This window comes from Streptomyces sp. NPDC052107 (assembly GCF_040680215.1).
In the GTDB taxonomy this organism is placed as follows: Bacteria; Actinomycetota; Actinomycetes; order Streptomycetales; family Streptomycetaceae; genus Streptomyces.
The window spans coordinates 394,450-412,895 of the sequence record NZ_JBFAWG010000001.1; the positions used below are offsets into that span (position 1 = coordinate 394,450).

Annotated in this window: 19 protein-coding genes and 1 pseudogene; 9 read left to right on the plus strand and 11 right to left on the minus strand. The window is 72.7% G+C overall.

Annotation, left to right across the window (positions count from 1 at the left end):
- Nucleotides 1-5: 5 nt before the first annotated feature.
- The 3 genes from AB0M27_RS01780 to AB0M27_RS01790 all read right to left on the minus strand — a co-directional run bounded on the left by AB0M27_RS01780 (nucleotide 6) and on the right by AB0M27_RS01790 (nucleotide 1,903).
- Complete coding sequence (locus AB0M27_RS01780) at nucleotides 6-461, minus strand: GNAT family N-acetyltransferase (RefSeq protein ID WP_365716802.1); 456 nt, start codon at nucleotides 459-461, stop codon at nucleotides 6-8.
- A complete protein-coding gene (locus AB0M27_RS01785; protein WP_365716804.1) occupies nucleotides 458-901 on the minus strand; it encodes a RidA family protein in 444 nt (147 codons plus the stop codon). Before AB0M27_RS01785 ends, AB0M27_RS01780 begins: the two co-directional genes overlap by 4 nt.
- 87 nt (nucleotides 902-988) lie before the next feature.
- Nucleotides 989-1,903 carry a hypothetical protein gene (locus AB0M27_RS01790; RefSeq protein WP_365716806.1) on the minus strand — a complete coding sequence of 305 codons (915 nt, stop codon included), beginning with the start codon at nucleotides 1,901-1,903 and terminating at the stop codon, nucleotides 989-991.
- Nucleotides 1,904-2,053: 150 nt separating this feature from the next.
- Here AB0M27_RS01790 and AB0M27_RS01795 point away from each other — a divergent pair, with 150 nt between their 5' ends.
- The 5 genes from AB0M27_RS01795 (at nucleotide 2,054) to AB0M27_RS01815 (ending at nucleotide 7,294) form a co-directional block, all read left to right on the plus strand.
- Complete coding sequence (locus tag AB0M27_RS01795; RefSeq protein ID WP_365716863.1) at nucleotides 2,054-2,827, plus strand: nucleotidyltransferase domain-containing protein; 774 nt, start codon at nucleotides 2,054-2,056, stop codon at nucleotides 2,825-2,827.
- Nucleotides 2,828-2,974: 147 nt separating this feature from the next.
- Nucleotides 2,975-4,813 (plus strand): FUSC family protein, encoded by a 1,839-nt coding sequence (locus tag AB0M27_RS01800; protein WP_365716808.1) that lies wholly within the window; start codon nucleotides 2,975-2,977, stop codon nucleotides 4,811-4,813.
- 15 nt (nucleotides 4,814-4,828) lie between these two features.
- Complete coding sequence (locus AB0M27_RS01805; RefSeq protein WP_365716810.1) at nucleotides 4,829-6,181, plus strand: amidohydrolase; 1,353 nt, start codon at nucleotides 4,829-4,831, stop codon at nucleotides 6,179-6,181.
- A 126-nt stretch (nucleotides 6,182-6,307) separates the two neighbouring features.
- A complete protein-coding gene (locus AB0M27_RS01810; protein ID WP_365716812.1) occupies nucleotides 6,308-6,964 on the plus strand; it encodes a DUF899 domain-containing protein in 657 nt (218 codons plus the stop codon).
- A gap of 153 nt (nucleotides 6,965-7,117) precedes the next feature.
- On the plus strand, nucleotides 7,118-7,294 hold the full coding sequence (locus AB0M27_RS01815; RefSeq protein ID WP_362112549.1) for a hypothetical protein: 177 nt from the start codon (nucleotides 7,118-7,120) through the stop codon (nucleotides 7,292-7,294).
- Between the two features lie 24 nt (nucleotides 7,295-7,318).
- Here AB0M27_RS01815 and AB0M27_RS01820 read toward each other — a convergent pair whose 3' ends face one another.
- From AB0M27_RS01820 to AB0M27_RS01830, 3 genes are all read right to left on the minus strand, one after another.
- Complete coding sequence (locus tag AB0M27_RS01820; RefSeq protein WP_365716814.1) at nucleotides 7,319-9,364, minus strand: ABC transporter ATP-binding protein; 2,046 nt, start codon at nucleotides 9,362-9,364, stop codon at nucleotides 7,319-7,321.
- Nucleotides 9,365-9,524: 160 nt separating this feature from the next.
- Entirely contained in the window at nucleotides 9,525-9,911 is a 387-nt protein-coding gene (locus tag AB0M27_RS01825; protein ID WP_365716865.1) for a hypothetical protein, read from the minus strand.
- Nucleotides 9,912-10,036: 125 nt separating this feature from the next.
- Entirely contained in the window at nucleotides 10,037-10,792 is a 756-nt protein-coding gene (locus AB0M27_RS01830) for an ATP-binding protein (RefSeq protein WP_365716816.1), read from the minus strand.
- 229 nt (nucleotides 10,793-11,021) lie between these two features.
- On the opposite strand from AB0M27_RS01830, the gene AB0M27_RS01835 reads away from it, so the two are divergent.
- Nucleotides 11,022-11,882, plus strand: a complete 861-nt coding sequence (locus tag AB0M27_RS01835) for a helix-turn-helix transcriptional regulator (RefSeq protein WP_365716818.1) — start codon at nucleotides 11,022-11,024, stop codon at nucleotides 11,880-11,882.
- Nucleotides 11,883-12,137 (plus strand): DUF397 domain-containing protein, encoded by a 255-nt coding sequence (locus tag AB0M27_RS01840; RefSeq protein WP_365716820.1) that lies wholly within the window; start codon nucleotides 11,883-11,885, stop codon nucleotides 12,135-12,137. It abuts the gene before it with no gap.
- 317 nt (nucleotides 12,138-12,454) lie between these two features.
- Here the strand turns inward: AB0M27_RS01840 and AB0M27_RS01845 are convergent, their stop codons facing one another.
- Nucleotides 12,455-13,876 carry a PLP-dependent aminotransferase family protein gene (locus tag AB0M27_RS01845; RefSeq protein WP_365716822.1) on the minus strand — a complete coding sequence of 474 codons (1,422 nt, stop codon included), beginning with the start codon at nucleotides 13,874-13,876 and terminating at the stop codon, nucleotides 12,455-12,457.
- Nucleotides 13,877-13,922: 46 nt separating this feature from the next.
- Between AB0M27_RS01845 and AB0M27_RS01850 the strand changes: the two genes are divergently transcribed.
- Nucleotides 13,923-14,441: a carboxymuconolactone decarboxylase family protein gene (locus tag AB0M27_RS01850; RefSeq protein WP_365716824.1), complete on the plus strand. Its 519-nt coding sequence runs from the start codon at nucleotides 13,923-13,925 to the stop codon at nucleotides 14,439-14,441.
- Between the two features lie 77 nt (nucleotides 14,442-14,518).
- Here the strand turns inward: AB0M27_RS01850 and AB0M27_RS01855 are convergent, their stop codons facing one another.
- The 4 genes from AB0M27_RS01855 to AB0M27_RS01870 form a co-directional block, all read right to left on the minus strand.
- A complete protein-coding gene (locus tag AB0M27_RS01855; protein ID WP_365716826.1) occupies nucleotides 14,519-16,006 on the minus strand; it encodes a glutamate synthase subunit beta in 1,488 nt (495 codons plus the stop codon).
- Nucleotides 16,007-16,456: 450 nt separating this feature from the next.
- Nucleotides 16,457-16,936: an anthrone oxygenase family protein gene (locus AB0M27_RS01860; protein WP_365716867.1), complete on the minus strand. Its 480-nt coding sequence runs from the start codon at nucleotides 16,934-16,936 to the stop codon at nucleotides 16,457-16,459.
- A 151-nt stretch (nucleotides 16,937-17,087) separates the two neighbouring features.
- Entirely contained in the window at nucleotides 17,088-17,783 is a 696-nt protein-coding gene (locus AB0M27_RS01865; RefSeq protein ID WP_365716828.1) for a DUF2293 domain-containing protein, read from the minus strand.
- A gap of 44 nt (nucleotides 17,784-17,827) precedes the next feature.
- Entirely contained in the window at nucleotides 17,828-17,959 is a 132-nt protein-coding gene (locus AB0M27_RS01870) for a hypothetical protein (protein WP_365716830.1), read from the minus strand.
- Nucleotides 17,960-18,159: 200 nt separating this feature from the next.
- On the opposite strand from AB0M27_RS01870, the pseudogene AB0M27_RS01875 reads away from it, so the two are divergent.
- Nucleotides 18,160-18,285: pseudogene (locus AB0M27_RS01875) on the plus strand (winged helix-turn-helix transcriptional regulator); the annotation flags it as partial.
- Nucleotides 18,286-18,446: the final 161 nt, after the last annotated feature.

Here is an 18,446-nt window from a genome sequence, read left to right on the forward strand (position 1 = left end):
GGGGCTCAAGGCCGCCAGACGTACCGCACGTCCGGCTCCCCCTCCTCGTTGCCGCTGCCGTCGGTGAACTCGACCGCGGCGAAACCATGGCGCTCGTAGAAGCGGTGGGCGGGCTTGTTGACCTGGAAGGTCCACAGGGTCAGCCCGCCCGGGCTGCGCTCCTTGGCCAGCGCGACGAACCGGTCGCCGATGCCGCGCCCCCGCCACTGCGGGTCCAGGTACAGCTGGGACAGCAACTCTTCCTTCAGCACCATCAGCCCGACGATCCCGCCGCCGTCGGCCTCCGCCACCCAGGTCTCCCGCAACGGCACGACGACGTCCCGGATGTACTCCCGCACGTCGTCGTCGGTGTGCGGCCGCACGACGGTGGGCAGGGCGGCGTCGAAGGACCGCAGATACACGTCCGCGGCGGCCGCGGCGTCCGCCGCCACGGCCCGGCGCAGTACGACCTCGTCCGTCACCGGTTCCCCTCCCGCTCCGGCACCACGGGCGTGCCCCGCTCCTCCGGCACCACGGCCGTGGCCGTGATCTCCACCAACTGCCCGGCGTAGCCGAGGCACGCGACTCCGAGCAGCGTGGACGAGTGCGGACCAGCGCTCAGCCCGGAGGCCTCCACCACGTCCCACACCGCGGACAGTACCGACGGCTCGCTGCTCACCACGTACACGTCCGTCGCGACCACATGCGCCAAGTCACTTCCCACCGCGCCCAGTTGCTCCCTGAGATTGGCGATCACCTGCTCCGCCTGCCGCACCGGATCACCCGGGCCGACGATGTCCCCCTTCTCGTCGAGCGGCACGGCCCCGGCGAGGAAGGCCAGCTTCGTCCCGGCCTCGACAACGGAGGCGTGCGCATAGCGGGGCGGCGGGAAGAGGACCGGGACGGTTACGCGCTGGATCACTGGGGTGCTCTCCTGAAACTGCAGTGGACGACACGACTTCCCGACAAATCCCGATGATCGGTCCCGTCGGCCCTGCCCGCATCCGAATTACCCGGAGCCGTCGGCCAGATGTCGACGGCGACGGTGCCGACTGCTCTCCGCCCGGAGGTGCCCGGCGAGCAGGGGAGGGGAGGCCGTCAGACGTTCGTGCACCGGGAGGACTTGATCATCCTTCGTGTGCCGGGAACGTAGGGACGGCCGCGCAGGCGGTCCCCTCGCCGCGGGAGCTCCGTCCTGACCTGTCATGCGCCCGGGTGGACCCGACTCTCGTTCACCCAACTGCCGTTCGCACTCCTGGGCAAGGTCCGGGTACGCCTCGGCGACGGCCGCGCAGAGCCGGCGGCGCAGCAGTTCCTCGGCCGCGGCACGTCCCGTGCTCCCGCGCAGTCCGCCCAGGAGCTCGTCGTACCGGGTGAGCCGATGTCGCAGGTGGTCGACCTTCCAGCGGTCGAGCGCGTGCGGATCGGCCGCCGGTGCCGCCGCGGGATCGGGCGCATGCCTCCGCCGCTCGTATGTCCGCTCCGTGTCCCGCCGGTCGCGGTGTTCCACCGCCGGCTCCGTGAGCCGGCGCGCCGGCAGACGCGGCACGTCGATGGGCTCCGCCGCGATCCGTGCCAGCACCTCCCGACGCCGCCGGAACGCGGCCCGCGCTGCTGCCGACCGGCTGGCCGCGGCGGCCGAAACGGCACGGAACTCCTCGCTGCGCTCGGCCGTCTCGACCCGGTCGAGGCGACACAACCGTGTCCGCGGTGCCGAGGCGAAGTGCGGGTTTCTCCGCAGCAGATCGGGCTCGCCGAGCAGTTGGCGGACCATGCCCGGTGTCCATCCCCGAGCGCGCAGCCCCGCCGTCGACACATGCGTGCGTGTCTGCGGCGCGTCCGCCCGGCCCTCCTGCGGCCCCGGGGCCTCCTCCTCCCGCTCGTGCCCGCTCGCGTTCCTGTCCCTGCCGTCCTGGATCGTCACGACTGCCTGCCCCGCTGTCACACTGCGTTACGATTCCTTGATAACGCGTGCCACTGACAACGGGCCGTGACCAGGTGGACGGAGCGGAAAGCCTCCCGGGAATTTCGGGGGCGGGCTCCGTGACCGCTGCGGCAGGCTGAGCCCATGCCCATGCCCACGCCCCAGCTTCCCGATCCCGTCTTCCTCGCCCGTACCGCCGACCGCCTCGCCGCCCTCCCCACCGTCCGGTCGGTCGCCCTCGGCGGCTCCCGGGCCCAGGGCACCCACCGCCCGGACAGCGACTGGGACCTGGCGATCTACTACCGCGGCCCCTTCGACCCCGACGACCTGCGGGCCGCCGGCTGGGAGGGCGAGGTCTGCGACATCGGCGGCTGGGGCGGCGGGGTCTTCAACGGCGGGGCCTGGCTGTCCGTCGACGGACGCCGGGTCGATGTGCACTACCGGGACCTGGACGTGGTCGAGCACGAGCTGGCGGAGGCGGAGGAGGGACGGTTCCGGGTGGAGCAGCTGCTCTTCCATCTCGCCGGCATCCCCACCTACCTGATCGTGGCCGAACTGGCCGTCAACCAGGTGCTCCGAGGCACCCTGCCCCGCCCGGCGGGCTACCCGGCCAGGCTGCGCGTCACCGCCGCCGAGCGCTGGCACGGCACCGCCCGCGCCACCCTCGGCTACGCGAAGGCCAACCACGCCCCCCACGGCCGCCTGACGGAGACCGCCGGCTCCCTCGCGACGGCCGCCGCCCAGGCCGCGCACGGAGTGCTCGCGGCACGTGGTGAGTGGGTGACGAACGAGAAACGGCTGCTGGAGCGGGCCGGGCTGCGGGGGATCGACGCGGTGGTGGGCGCGCTGCGGGCCGAACCCGAGGTTCTCGTCGCCGCCGTGACCGAGGCCGAGGAGATCGTCGCCGGGGCATTGCGTTCATAAAGAAACCGGCCACCCCGGCACCTTTCACATGCCGGAAACGTGATCGCCCCGTTCGCACCAGGAACGCCCCCTACCGTGGGGCACAGCCCACCCGGCCACCGTCGTCCGAAGGCGAGGCACATCCCGCCCGCGTACGACAGGAGTCCTGTGTCCCGGCCCGCCGCCCCCCTCTGGCTAGCCCATGCCCTGCGCGCCCAGCGCGGTCCCGTTCCGTGGAGCGCGGTGACCCGGGGTGCGCTCGCCGCCGGGCCACTGCTGCTCGCCGGCGTCGCTACGGGGCACACCGCGCCCGGCGTTCTCGCCGCCATCGCGGCGATGCTCGCCGGCATCAACGACCGTCCGGGCAGCCGGCGGGTCTCCGTCAAGCGGCTCGGGGTGCCCGCGCTGGCCGGGGCGCTCGGGCTGCTCGCGGGGACGTATGCGGGGCAGGGGCTGGCCGCCGTACCGCTCACCCTGGCGCTCACCCTGCTCGGGCTGGTCGCCGGTGGCATCAGCGCGGTCGGGCCCGTCGCCTCCGCCGCGGGAACGCAACTGCTCGTCGGTGCCGCGATCGGCGCCGGGATGCCGGCGGCCCAGAGCGGCTGGCAGCGGGCCCTCGCCTTTCTCGCCGGGGCCGGCTGGCTGCTTGTGCTGCGGCTCGCCCTGCCCACGCCCGGTTCGCTCGCCGGGGACTTCCGGTTCGACGGGGAGCGGGCGGCGGTCGCCCACGTGTACGACGCCGTGGCCGCGCTCCTCGACGCGGTCGGCGGGGAGCGGGCCACCGCACGGCGGGCCGCGCTCACCGCCGCCCTCGACCATGCCCAGGACGCCCTCGCCGGACCCCGGCTGCGCCGGTACGCCAGTTCCGCCGCCGAGCGCCGGCTGCATGCGCAATATGTGGCCGCCCTCCCGCTCGCAGAGGCCGCCACCGCGCTGTTCTGGGCGGGCGAGCCCGTCTCCGCGCGGGCCGCGGAAGGGCCCCGGCGGCTCGCCGCAGCCGTCCGCGGCAACACCGGCACCGGCTCGCTGCCCGCCCCCCACCGGTCGGCCCCCGCCCTGCGCGCCCTCGACGACGCCCTGCTGCGCGCCGCCGAGGCCTTCGACCAGGGCAAGGGCGCCCATCACCGGCTGCTCACCCCGCGCACGGGCCTCCCAGGCGCCCTGCGCACCGCGTTCGGCACCGGTGGACGCGAGTACGGGCTGCGGGTCGCCGTCTGCTTCGGGGCCAGCGCCGCCATCGCCCAGGCGCTGCACCACACCCGCTGGTACGGCCAGCACCAGCACTGGTACTGGCTGCCCGCCACAGCCGTCTTCCTCGTCAAGCCCGACCTCGGGCCGCTCGCCTCCCGGGTGCTGTGCCGGGCCGCCGGGACCGTGCTGGGCGCCCTGGTGTTCGCCGGGCTGACGGCGCTGCTGCCACGCCCGGCCGGGCTGATCGCGCTGGTCGCGGTCTGCGGGGCGCTCGTGCCGGTCGCCACCCGGCACTTCGCCGCGCTGACCGCCGTCGTCACCGTCCTCGTCCTCGCCCTGGTGATGGCCGGGGGTGAGCCGCAGGCCTCCGTCAGCCGGATCGGGGAGACCCTGCTGGCCTGTGTGCTCGTGCTGGTCGTCGGGCATCTGCCGATGCCGGGGGAGCGCGGCGGCGGGGTACGGGCGCGGCTCGCCACGGCCGGGAGCGCGGCGCACGCCTATCTCGTGCACGTCCTCGGCGAGTCCAGCGACCGCGGTGAGCGGTGGGCGCTGCGCCGGGAGGCCTACCGCACCCTCGCCGAGGCCCGTACCGCCATCGCGCTCGCCGCCGCCGAACTGCCCGCCCTCGCCCGGCACACGGCGGGCACGGACGCCGTCGCGGACGTCCTGGAGCGACTTGTCGACACGACCACGGCCTGCGCCGTGCACCTCGACGAGACGGGCCGGCTCACCCCTCGGCATGTCGGACAACTGCAGGACGCCGTGGACGAGTTGAGGCACCAGGGGGTCGACGTACCGCTGCCCGTCGCCGCGTAGCCGTACGGTGGGCCCATGCCTCCCGCTCCCGCCGACCTCGTCATCACCGGCTGCACCGCGCTCGTCCATGACGAGGAGGAACAGGTCGGTTTCCGCCAGGACGCGGCGATCGTCGTACGCGACCGGGTCATCGAGTCGGTCACCTCCGCCGCGTCGGTGCGGGACCTGCCCGCCGTGCAGCGGATCGAGGCGCACGGTCAGATCGCCATGCCGGGGCTGATCAACTGCCACACGCACGCCCCGATGGTGGCCCTGCGCGGACTCGCCGAGGACCTGCCGACCGAGGAATGGTTCAACGACGTCGTCTGGCCGGTCGAGTCCAACCTCACCGCCCACGACGTGGAGTCCGGCGCCCGGCTGGCCTGCGCCGAGATGATCCGGGGCGGGGTGACCTGCTTCGCCGACCACTACTTCCACATGGACGCCGTCGCCGCCGTCGTCGCCGAGTGCGGCCTGCGCGCGCACCTCGGCGAGGCCTACTTCTCCAGTCAGGGCCCCGAAGGGCGGGAGCGGTCGGCCGAGTTCGCCCTCCGCCATCGCGGCACCGCCGACGGCCGCATCACCACCGCCCTCGCCCCGCACGCCCCCTACACCGTCACCGACGCCGACCTCGCCGCCACCGCCGACCTCGCCCGCGCCCACGGCCTGCCCGTCCACATCCACGCCGCCGAGAACCGCGACCAGACCGACACCAGCCTCGCCCGGCACGGCCTCACCCCCATCGAGGTCCTCGACCGCGCCGGACTCCTCGACACCGACCTCCTCATCGCACACGGCACCGGCATCGTGGAGCGCGACCTTCCGCTGCTGGCCCGCACGGGCGGCCGTACGGCCGTGGCGACCGCGCCCCGCGGCTACCTCAGGTTCGCCTGGCCCACGACCACTCCGGTACGGGCCCTGCGCGCGGCCGGCGTCCCCGTCGGGCTCGCCACGGACGGCGCCGCCTCCAACAACTCCCTCGACGTCTGGGAGTCGATGGCGCTGACCTCCCTGATCCAGAAGTCCACCGAAGGCGATGCGCGCTGGCTGACCTCCCGTCAGGCCCTGCACCACGCCACGCTGCAGAGTGCGCGCGCGGTCGGTCTCGGAGACAGCGTCGGCAGTCTCGCGCCCGGTCGGCGCGCCGACATCGTCCTGGTCGACCTGACCGGCCCGCACACCCAGCCCGTCCACGACCTCGCCGCCACCCTCGTGCACAGCGCGCGTTCCTCGGACGTCCGCACGACCGTCGTCGGCGGCCGGGTCCTGATGCGTGACCGGGAGCTCCTCACCCTCGATCTGCCCGCCGTCGTGGCGGAGTTGGGCCGCCGGCTGCCCGCGCTGACCGACCGGAGCCATGGGCGGCGCACCCAGGAGTACGGCACCTGAGCCGGCCCGATGCCGTGCAGGCCGCAGATGCGGGAAGAAATCTCCGCGAGATTCTCCGCGCACAGCGATGAGTTCCGCTCCCGGCGACGGTCACCACCGCGTACCGACCGTCGGACAGGAGGGCCCATGTCGCTTCCGAGGATCGTCTCGCGCGAGCAGTGGCGTGCGGCGCGCGAGGAACTGCTGCGCAAGGAGGAGGCGGTCAGACGGGCCCGCGAGGTGCTCGGGGAGGAGCGGCGTCGGCTGCCCATGGTCGAGGTCGACGCGGAGTACGTCTTCGAGGGCGGCGACGGCAAGGCCACCCTCCTGGACCTCTTCGAGGGCCGGGCCCAGCTCGTCGTCCACCACTTCATGTTCGCCCCGGATTGGGAGAACGGCTGCCCGTGCTGCTCGGCCTTCCTGGACCAGGTCGGCCACCTCGCCCATCTGCGGGCCCGGAACACCTCCTTCGCGGCCGTCTCCCGGGCGCCGTTCACCCGGATCCTGCCGTTCAAGGCGCGGATGGGCTGGGTCGTGCCCTGGTACTCCTCGTCGTGCTCCGCGTCCCACGGCGACTTCAGCCTCGACTTCGAGGCCACCGTCGAGTCGGGCCAGGGCCCGGTCGACCGACCGGGCGTCAGCTGCTTCCTGCGCGAGAGCGACCGGGTCTTCCACACCTACTCGGTGTACGACGACGGGCTGGACGGGCTCGGCTCCCTCGCCGGCCTGCTCGACCTCACCGCCCTCGGCCGCAGCCCCGCCGGCAGCGAGCGGCTGCGCCTTCACGACGAGTACGACCACTGACACGGAGGGTGCGGTTCATGTCGCAAAGTGAACGGTCCTGCACGCTCCGCGCCGAACGGGTGTAGGTAATGTCTCAGTCCCGTCACCGAGCGAGGTGTTTCCCTTCTCCAGAGCGTTAACTCCTACGAGTACGACGCTTTCTGGAGGTGCGAGATGGTGAACGGGCGAACGGTGCTCGAGCGCTTTCCCGCCGGTGGTCCGCGGGGATCCCGGCCCGCGGAGGAGTTCGCGCACGCGCGGCGTCTGGAGGGCCTGCCCGCCGAAGTGGTCATGGACCTCGCGACGGACACCTTCCTGGTGATCGTGCGGGGGGCCGAGGCGGCCGAGTGACGCGACCCGGTGCCAGCGGCCCACTCAGGCCGGCTTCGGCGCCGGAACCCGCGCCGGTACCTGCGCCGTGAACTGTTCCGCCTGCAGCGCGTACAACTCGGCGTAGACACCGCCCCCGGCCAGCAGTTCCTGAGGGGTTCCGGACTCCACCAGCCGCCCGTGCTCCAGCACGTGCACCAGGTCGGCATGTCGGACCGAGGCCAGCCGGTGGGTGATCAGCACGACCGTCTGCCCACTGCCGGCCAGCGCCCGGATCTTCTCGAACACCTCCAGCTCGGCCCGCGCGTCCAGGGCGGCCGTCGGCTCGTCCACGATCAGCACCTGACCGCGCCGGTACGCCGCCCGGGCGATGCCGAGCCGCTGCCACTGACCGCCGGACAGCTCGTGCCCACCGCTGAAGTCGCGGGCCAGCAGGGTGTCCAGACCGCGCGGCAGATCCGCGACCACCTCCTCGGCCCCCGCCTCGGCGACGGCCGCGGCCAGCCGTTCCTCGGTGATGGGCACGGCCGAGCGGCCGACGGCCACGTTCACCCGGGCGGTGAACGGCCAGCGCTTGAAATCCTGGGCCACCATCGCGATCCGCTCGGCGAGCAGCCGCCGGTCGGTCCGCGCCGCGTCGACGCCGTCCCACAGGATGCGACCGCGGTCCGGCGTGTACAGGCCCGCGAGCAGCTTGACCAGCGTGGTCTTGCCCGAGCCGTTCTCGCCGACGAGCGCGATGATCCGGCCGAGCGGCAGGGTGAGGGTGACGTCGTCCAGGGCGGGACGCGTCCGCGACTCACCGGAGGAGGCTCGCGACTCACCGGTGGAGGCCGGCAACTCACTGGAGGTGGAGCGCAACTCACCGGAAGAAGGGTCCGGCGCGTCGCTCGGATAGCTGAAGGTGACGTGCTCGAACCGGATCTCCTTCGGGTCCTCCGGCAGGAGCTCGCCGCCTTCCGGGACGGCCCGCTCGGCCGCCTCCACGTACAGCCGCTGCAGATCCCCCACGAACAGGGCCTCCTCGTGCAGCTGGTTGATCTCCAGCACCAGTGTGTCCAGGCTCGACGCACCCGTGCGGATCGCGATCACCGCCGTACCGGCCACCGACAGGGCCATCGCGGCGGTCAGCAGCAGCGCGCCCAGCGTGGCGTAGGTCGCGAGCGTGGCGAGGCCGGTCCAGCCCGCCGCGATCAGGCCGGTTCGGGCGGCGAGCCGGGCCAGCCGGGCCTGCTCCGCCTCCGCCGTCTCCGACATGGACCGGAAGTGGCGCAGCAGGAACGGGCCGACCCCGTGCACCCGGATCTCCGGGGCCGCGGCCGGCTCGGTGAGCAGATGGCTGATCAGCCGGCCGGCGCGGGCGTGCTGCACCCAGACATGGAAGGACTCATAGCGGCGCCGGGCGTTGGTCAGCGCGCTCCAGGCGCTCGGCAGGGTCATGGTGACCAGCAGCGGCAGCAGGACCGGATGCAGCACGGCCAGCACGCCGGCCGCCGCGATCAGCGAGATCAGCGCGCCGATCACCCGGGCGCCGTAGGAGATCATGCGGCGCGCGGACTCGGCGCCGTACCGGGCGGTGTCCAGCAGCTTGTGAAAGGCGTGGTCCTCGATGGCGGCCAGCTCCACGTTCGCCGCCCGCTCCAGATACAGCTCGGTCGCCACCCGCTCCACCTTGGGCTCCAGCCGCCCGACGGCGTACGTGGAGGCCGCCCGCAGCAGTACGGCCACGAGCGATACGGTGGCCATGGCGAGCAGCGCGGGGGCGGCCGACCGGAGTCGCTGCTCGATGTCCGGGCCGGTCAGCAGCCTGGCGAGCGCGCTGTTGACGGCCAGCAGGCTCACCGCCTGGGCGGCGCCGCGGAGCGCCTCGGCCGCCAGGACGATCCGCGCGGCCCGGGCGTCGGCCTGGAGGGCCAGCCGCAGACTGGAGGCCAGCATGCCGGGCAGCCGGACGACCATCGCACGGAAGCTCAGTTCCAGGAAGGCGTCGGCGTGCTCGTTCCAGCCCATGTCGTACCGCAGCGGTCCCCCGAACAGCAGCCGCTCCGACCCCGACACCACGGGTTCGGGCGTCCCCCGCTTCTTCCTCACATGACCTCCTGGAGCGTGGCGGAAGGGCCACTATCTCCGGGCGAACCGGCGGCGGGGGAGGGCGTGTGGGGGAGTGCCGGGGGAGCGAAGGGGGCGTACGGCGGGACTGGCGCAGATGGCTCTCGCCGATCAGCCGACCGGGGCCGAGGCGAGCGCCGCGTTACGCCGCCCGGGACCAGTCCGGGGTCGTCCCGGTCACCCGGCACAGGGCCAGGTACAGCGGGATCGGCGGGGTGTACGGGACCGTGCCCTCCGGGCGGTGGATGAGCCGGGCGGTGCCGGTGACCAGGGCGCCGGGGGCGTAGTGGGCCGGGGACGGCCAGGGCAGGGCGTAGTCGGAGTCCGACGGAACGATCCACCACCAGCGGGCGCCGTCGGTGTACACGCAGCCCAGCCGCGGCAGCCGGGGTACGACGAGCGGGCCGAGGCGGTCGGGCACGGCCACGGCGTCGCAGCCGAGCGGTGCGGTCATGCCGTCCGGCACGGCGAGCCGACGGGGCGCGTCCGGGAAAGGCCTGCGCCGCTGCAGCCGCACCAGGGTGTCCAGGCCGAGGGACCGCTCGGCGCCGTGTCCGCAGGCACGGGCGACGCCGAAGACGCCGGACGGGAAGGGGCTTGTGGCACGGTGCCGGTCGGAGTCAGGGCCGTATCCGCCGGAGCCGTACCGTGCGGTCACGGCCGGTCCCAGGCGCGGTGCTGCTCGGGGGCCCGGTGCGAAGACTGGTGCGGGGGCCGGTCCAGGGTGCGGTGTCGGTGGAGGTCCGGCGCCCCGTGGCGGTGTTGGCGCTCGGGTGCGAGCGGGGCGAGATGGTGGGGGTGCCCGGCGGCCCCCTGCCGGCCTTCCGGCGCCTCGTCCTCGCCGGAGTCGTCCGGGCGGCCCGGCTTGGGGCGGGCGCCCCAGCCCAGGTCGCCTCGCGGAGCGGCGGTGTCGTGGGCCGCGTCGGACCGGCGGGCCAGTTCGGCCCAGACCAGCAGGCCGGGCCCGTGTTCCTGGGCGCCCCACGCCCGGCACAGCGCGTCGACCAGGAGCAATCCCCTCCCGTGCTCCTCATCGGGCCGCTGCGCGGAGGGATGGGGATCGCCGGGGGCACAGCCCTCGTCACGTACGGCTATGCGCAGGGTGTCGTCGTGGTCGTGCAGCTCGCACACCACGCGACTGCTCGCGGTGTGCACGATCGCGTTGGTGACCAGCTCGGATATGACCAGGGCCGCGCTGTCGCAGATGTCCGCGCACACCGACCAGCCGGTCAGCCGGGCATGCGCGAGGCGTCTCGCCTGGGCGACGGAACCCGGATGTGCGGCCAGCACGAAGCGGAACCTGCGCCCGGCAGCGTCCCCGTCAGGGGCTGCTCCCGTGGCTGCGCCGAGACCGGGACGGTCTGCGGCGGCGTCTGTTCCTAAGGGCGCGGACGGAATCACGCTTGCCACTATCTCCCCGCCGTGAACACTTGGCAAGTGTCACTATGAAAATTGCAGAGTGCTGTGTGACGCGGTCAGGGGCCGTGGCACACTGCTCGCAACAGCACGTCGAGCGGCGCCAATTGGGGTCATCGGAGATCCGCCCCGGTCTTCGAATGCATCTTCGATGGCGCCGCAGGGCTGTCGGGAAGCATCTGTCAGGACACGTTCGGTGGAGGCGTTCGGTGGAGGTGAGAGCGTGAGCGAACCGCGGTCCGCGCCGACGGTGGGCCAGGTGGTCCTCGGACGGCGCCTGTTGGACCTGCGGGAACGCGCCGGACTGAAGCGTGAGGAGGCCGCCCGCGTTCTGCGTGTCGCGCCCGCCACCGTCCGCCGCATGGAGATGGCCGAGGTCGCCCTCAAGATCCCGTACCTGCAACTGCTGCTGAAGGCGTACGGCGTAGCCGACGACGAGGCCGAACTCTTCGTCCAGTTGGCCGAGGAGGCCAACAAGCCCGGCTGGTGGCAGCGCTTCCACGACATCCTGCCCGGCTGGTTCTCGATGTACGTCAGCCTGGAGGGTGCTGCCGCCCTCGTCCGCTCCTACGAGCCGCACTTCGTCCCCGGGCTGCTCCAGACCGAGGACTACGCGCGCGGTGTGCTCAAGTCCGGTGCCATCGGCCAGACCAGCCCGGCCGACATCGAGCGGCACGTCGCCCTGCGCATGCAGCGCCAGCAACTGCTGACCCGTCCCGACGCCCCCCGCTTCTGGGCGGTGATGGACGAGACCGCGCTGCGCCGCCCGGTCGGCGGTCCGGAGGTGATGCGCGCGCAGATCGACAAGTTGCTCGAGGCCACGAAGCTGCCCCATGTGACACTCCAGGTCGCCCCGTTCGCGAGCGGGCCGCACCCGGGGACGTACGGGCCCTTCGTGCTGTTCCGATTCGCCATGCCGGAGCTGCCGGACATGGTCTACAGCGAGTACCTGACCGGCGCGGTCTATCTGGACGCGCGCACGGAGGTGGCGACCCACCTCGAGGTCATGGACCGCATGGCGGCGCAGGCCGCTACGGCACAACGCACGAAGGAGATCCTCCGGGATCTCCGCAAGGAGCTGTGAATGGATCGCATCACGTCGCGCGGACGCGTCTACAACGGCATGCCCGCGCGGGAGTTGGGCAGCGAGGGCTGGCACAAGCCCTGGAGCGGCGGCAACGGCGGGAACTGCCTGGAGGCGATGAAGCTGGCCGACGGCCGGATAGCCGTACGCCAGTCCACCGATCCGGACGGGCCGGCGCTGATCTACACCACGGCCGAGATGACCGCGTTCATCGAGGGCGCCAAGGCGGGGGAGGCCGACTTCCTGCTGTCCTGACCTCGACCGCCCGTTGTTTTTCGCTCAACTTCCTTATGGGCGGGTGGGTTGCCCGGCGTCTGTTCGGCTGCGCGGCCCCGCCCACCGCGTTTACGCTGCTCAAGGTTCAGGTGCGCAGGCAGCGGATCCTTCTGTCGCAAGTCATCGCCACCCCCGGTCCGCCGGACCCGCTCCGGCCGACCGGGTCCCGGCCGCCGGCCCACAGCCGAGCGCCGGGCGCGAGGGATTACGCCACCGCGGCCGACCTTGATCTCTGAACCACAGCTCCGCACGCCGGAGGCGACCCGCTCCGACCGCCGGAGGCAGCACCCCGCTCCTCACCCCGGAGGCAGCACCCCGCACAGTGCCTCCAACGCCGCGCCGTAGGCGTGTTCCGCGGCCGCCGCGTACCCCACCACCAGTCCGTCACCCACCGTCGCCAGCGCCTCCGGATGCCGGAACGCGGCGAGTCCGTCCAGGGCGACACCCTGCCACGCGGCGGCCTTCACCGTGGACCGCTCGGTGCCGGGCGGCAGCCGCAGCACCGCGTGCAGCCCGGCCGCGATGCCCCTCACCTCGACCTGCGGCGCGTGTTCGGCGAGCGCGGCGACGAGCCGGTCACGCCGGTGCCGGTAGCGCTGCCGCATGCGCCGCACATGACGGTCGTACGACCCGGAGACGATGAACTCCGCCAAGGCCAGCTGGTCCAGGACGCTCGCCCAGCCCTCCCGCTCGCCCTTCGCCGCGAGCACCGGCTCGACGTACCGCTCCGGCAGCACCATCCAGCCCAGCCGCAGCGCCGGTGACAGGCTCTTGCTGACCGAACCGAGGTGGATCACCCGCTCCGGATCGAGGCCCTGGAGCGCACCGACCGGCTTGCGGTCGTACCGGAACTCGCCGTCGTAGTCGTCCTCCAGTACGACCGTCCCACGCGCGCGTGCCCAGTCGATCACGGCCGCCCGGCGCTCCGGGTGCAGTGGGCCGCCGGTCGGGAACTGGTGCGCCGGCGTGAGCAGCACGGCCCGCTCGCGTCCGAGTACGTCCACTCGCGCGCCGTGCTCGTCCAGCGGCAGCGGCACCGTCCGCACCCCGGCCGTGGTGAGCAGCCCCCGGTGGAAGTCCAGCCCGTACGCCTCCACGCCCAGCGGACCGCGCAGCACCCCGCCCGCACCCTGGCCGAACAGCAACCGCAGCGCGTGTGCGAAGCCCGAGCAGATCACGATCCGGTCCGGCTCGGTCCGCACGCCACGCGCGCGTGCCAGATATTCGGTCAGCGCCTCCCGCAGCTCCGGGCGCCCGGCCGGATCCCCCGGCCCGAACGCCTCGTTCGGCGCCGCCTGCAGCGCCCGCCGGTAGCAGGCCGACCAGGCCGCTCGCGGGAACGCCGACGCGTCCGGCGCGCCCTGCCGCAGATCGTGTCGCGGGCCACGCGCGCGTAGAGGTGTTTTCACAGGTGTCCGTACGGCGTGCCGCAGCGGCTCCGCCCGGTCGGCGACCTGGGTGCCCGAGCCCTGGCGGGCGGTCAGCCAGCCCTCCGCGACCAGTTCCGCATAGGCGTCGGCCACCGTGTTGCGGGCCACGCCCAGGTCGGCGGCGAGCGACCGGTACGGCGGCAACCGGGTGCCCGGCGTCAGCCGCCCGCTGCGCACGGCCTCCCGCAGTGCCCGGGTCAGCGCAGCCCTGCGCCCGCCCGGACCCGACAGCTCCAGATGCAGATCGGCGCCGATCCGCTCCGCGGAATTGACCCACGATTCCGTCATGGAAATGCACCCTACAGCCGGTCTATCGGCCCCGTAGGTTGAAGCCATGACGACGAACACGAGCACCGGCGCCGCCGACATCACCACCGCGATCGCCGAGGTCGAGGCCTCCCGTACCCGGCTGGACCTCGCGAAGTCCGCCCCGAAGGTCTTCCGTGCCATCGTCGGCTTCGACGCCGCCGCCCGCGCCGGCCTCGACCCGGCGCTGGTGGAGCTGATCCAGATCCGCGCCTCCCTTCTCAACCACTGCGCCTACTGCCTGCACATGCACACCAACGACGCGCGCAAGGCCGGCGAGAGCGAGGACCGGCTGCACATGGTGGCCGTCTGGCGCGAGGCCCGGCACTTCTTCACCCCCAGGGAACAGGCCGCCCTCGCGCTCACGGAGGCCCTGACCCTCGTCGCCGACGCGGGCGTCCCCGACACCGTCTACGCCGAGGCCGCGGCCCACTTCGACGAGGAGGAACTGGCCCATGTCATCGCCATGATCTGCACGATCAACACGTGGAACCGGGTGGCCCTGTCGACGGGGAAGGTGGCGGGGACGGACGAGCGGAAGGGATGACCCGAGCACGGCCGGCGCCGGCCCCGGTCACCCGATCCCGCCAGTGACCAACGGCCACAAGAAACCGTCGGCCACACCTACACCCTCATCGGCCGATCCCTCGGAGAGACCGGTGCCGGCAGTCGTGAACTCCCGGTCAGATAGCGGTCGACGGCCGCCGCCACCGCCCGCCCCTCCGCGATCGCCCAGACGATGAGCGACTGCCCGCGCGCCGCGTCCCCGGCGGCGAACACCCCGGGGACGTTGGTCGCGAAGCCGTCGTCCCGGGCGATGGTGCCGCGCGGATCGAGCGTCAGCCCCAACTGCCCGATCAGCCCGTCCCCTTGGTCCGGCCCGGAGAACCCGAGGGCGAGCAGTACGAGATCGGCGGGAAGCGTCCGCCCGGTGCCCGTCACCGGCTGGCGCCGCTCGTCGACCTCCACCAGATGCAGTGACCGCACATGCCCGCTGTCGTCGCCGGCGAAGCGGAGCGTGGACGCCGCGAACAGCCGCGCGTCCGCGTCCGCCGCCGGTGCCGTACGCAGGTCCCGCGCCTCCTCGTGCGCGGCCGACAGCCGGTAGATCTTCGGGTACGTCGGCCAAGGCTCGGTGTCCTCGTCGCGCTCGGCACCCGGCTGCGCGTAGATGTCCAGCTGGGTCACGGACGCGGCCCCTTCGCGCACCGTGGTCCCCAGACAGTCCGCCCCGGTGTCCCCGCCGCCGACGATCACCACGTGCTTGCCGGCCGCGGACAGCGGTGAAACCTCCAGATCCCCTTCACAGACTCGATTTGCCAGCGGCAGATACTCCATCGCCTGGTGTATCCCGTACAACTCCCGTCCCGGTACCGGAAGTTCCCGCCACGCCGTCGCCCCTGTGGCGATCACCACCGCGTCGTACCGTCCGCGCAGTTCCGCCGCCCCGACATCGCGCCCGACCGCCGTCGACGTACGGAACTTCGTCCCCTCGGCCCGCATCTGCTCGATCCGCCGCTCCAGATGCCGCTTCTCCATCTTGAACTCGGGGATCCCGTAGCGCATCAGCCCGCCGATCCGGTCGTCCTTCTCGTACACGGCGACCGTGTGCCCGGCCCGGGTCAGCTGCTGTGCGGCGGCGAGTCCGGTGGGCCCGGAGCCGATGACGGCGACCGTCTTCCCGGACAGCCGCTCGGGAGGCCGCGCCTGGGAGAAACCTTCCTCCCAGGCCCGGTCGGCGATCGCGCACTCGACGTTCTTGATGGTGACGGCCGGCTGGTTGATCGCGAGTACGCAGCCCGCCTCACAGGGTGCCGGACACAACCGGCCCGTGAACTCGGGGAAGTTGTTCGTCGCGTGCAGCCGGTCGCTCGCCGCCCGCCAGTCCTCCCGCGAGACCAGGTCGTTCCACTCCGGGATCAGATTGCCCAGCGGACAGGCGTCGTGGCAGAACGGGATGCCGCAGTCCATGCACCGGTCGGCCTGCTTGCTGATGATGGGCAGCAGCGCTCCCGGGACGTACACCTCGTCCCAGTCCCGCACCCGCTCCTCGACGGGCCGCCGCGGCCACTCCTGGCGCGGCGTGGTCATGAACCCCTTGGGATCGGCCATGGTCGTCTTCCTCGCGTACGGATACCGCGCGGGCATCGGGTGTACGACGGGCCGTACGCCATCGGGCGGCGTCCTTCGGCACTCTTTCGGCCACGATACGTCCGCCCCGACCACAGCGCAGAGTGGTGGACAGCGCTTTCTCGCGAGGCCCCCTCAGCCGGGCACCGGACGCGCCCGGACTCCCTGCCTAGGGTCCCTCAGGGGCTGGTCAGCGGATGATCAGGAGGCATCAGAGTGTGTTCGAAGGACGGGTCGGGGGGTCGGTCAGGGACTGATCAGGGCGCGGTCAGGGGTCTGTGCACGGTCAGGGATCTGTCAGCGGTCTGTCAGGGGTCTGTCAGGGGTCTGCCAGGGGCCTGTCGCAGGTGGGTCGGGGGACAGTCGGGCATGACCAGGCCAGGGGGACCATGGCTTGTCAGGAGCCGGTCAGACAAGGGACCCGTACCGAGATCAGGCGAGGGCCAGTACGTAAACCAGGGCGGCCGCTGCCGAGGCGACGGCGCGGACGTGGTTCCAGAACGTCCACTCGCGCACATACGCCGGCCAGTACACGGCGGCCTCCTGGGCGCCCGGGGTCAGCCGGGCCAGCCCGTCGTTGCGCGGGACGTTGGCGACGATCGTCAGCCCGAACGATCCGCAGAGGTACAGCGCGCTGCCCAGCAGCAGTTCGGCCTTCCCCTCGTCCGGCCACACCACGAACGTCACCACCGCGATCACCGCGCTCAGCACTGCCGAGCCGGTGAACACCGTCATGAAGGCGGGCCGGACCGCGGCGCCATTGATCGCGTTCATCGCCGCGACGCCCTGCGCCGGCGGCAGCGCTGCGAGCCCCCGCATCACAAAGGTCGAAAACGCGCAGAAGACCCCGGCCATCATCCCGGTGCCGAGAATCCCCGCCACGACCAGCACGAAGAACGGCCCATCGATCATCTCCACGCCCCATCCCGTCTCGTTCCGCCCGGTACGCGCCCGGCATCTCCACCACCCCCAGTGAATGCCCAGGAAGGGGCGCCGACCATGGCCGAGGAACGCGACGACATACGCGAGTGTCTCCGTCTCCCCCTCCCCCTTCCTCTCCCGCTCAGCCTGCCTCCGCCCCCGCGCCCTGCCAGGCCCGCAGCACGCTCTCCACGGCCGGGGCGATCCGGCGCCGTGCCTCGTACCGGGACACCCCGCCCATCAACAGCTGGTCGTACGGCGTGTCCACATGCCGTACGGCCGCCACGACCGCCGAGACGACCGCTCCCTCCGACAGCGCCTGCCCGGCTGCGCTGCGCCCGATCCGCCCACTGCCACGCACGGACGCGTGCGCCGCGATGGACCGCGCACGATCGGCAGGGCAGCCGGGAAAGAGCCGCAGAATCTCGGCCGCGAAAGCCGCCGCGAACCGCTCGTCCTCCGCCGCCCGGCGCCGTGCGTCCCGCGCCCGCCGCCTGCGCCGCGCCTCCGCGTCCGCCAGGCAGCGGGCCTCGGCCCGGGCCAGCGCCGCCTCCTCCACGAGCACGCCCCGCCGCTCGTAACGGCTCTTGCGCCGGTTGAACCGCACCACGACGACCGACAGCCCGCTCTCCTCCCTCGACCTGCGGGTCAGCGCGGTGTCCCCGCGCGGCAGGAACACCAGGTGTCCGAGGTCCGCGCAGTGCAGGCAGCGTGGTGCCCCGTCCTCCAGCACGAGCAGCGACAGCGGCCCGCGCCGGCACGTGGCGCACCGCTTGGGCTTCTGCGCCTGGATGACGACAAGCCGACCGGGGGAGTGGGGAGTTGAGGGAAGCGCCATAATCGGTACTTTCCCCGCCGCCGCCCGCGCCTCCCACGCCTTGCCTATTCGGCCTTCTCCTTCTTCACCTTTGCCGCCTCTGCCTCCTCCCGGATGTCCTCCTCCTTCCGCTCCGGAAGTTGAGCACCGACACCCGCACACCCGGGTCCGGTGCCGCGCCGGAGCCTGGATCTCATCCACCACCGTCACCGCGAGATCGGCGTACGACAGCCACGGCTCAGCCCCGCCGTCGCCACCCCCGACACCGGGCAGGTCCTCTTCGCCAGCGCCGTACCGCCCCGTCCGCGGTCCGCCGTGCTCCAGGTGTCCGGCGGGCGTGAGCATCACTCACGTGAGCATCACCCAGTCGACGGGGGCCGTCCGCGCCTTTTTGCAGGTGCCGTTCCGCGTGGGGGACAAGTGGGCCGGCATGGTGATCCGCTGCCTCCAGGACGGCCCGCGCCGGTTCAGCGAATTGCGGATCCCGCTCACGGCCGTCACACCGAAGGTCCTCAGCGAGACCTAGTACTGCAACCGCATCTGGGGGTTGTGGCCTCGACGTTTGTAGTGGGAACGGCGGGCTCGGGCCTGGCTGTGTCTACGGAAGTGTGACCAGTGCAGATGGTGTTCGTTGGTGTGGTGGCGGGGCGTGATGACGATGTGCCCGATCAACCGGCGGATCTC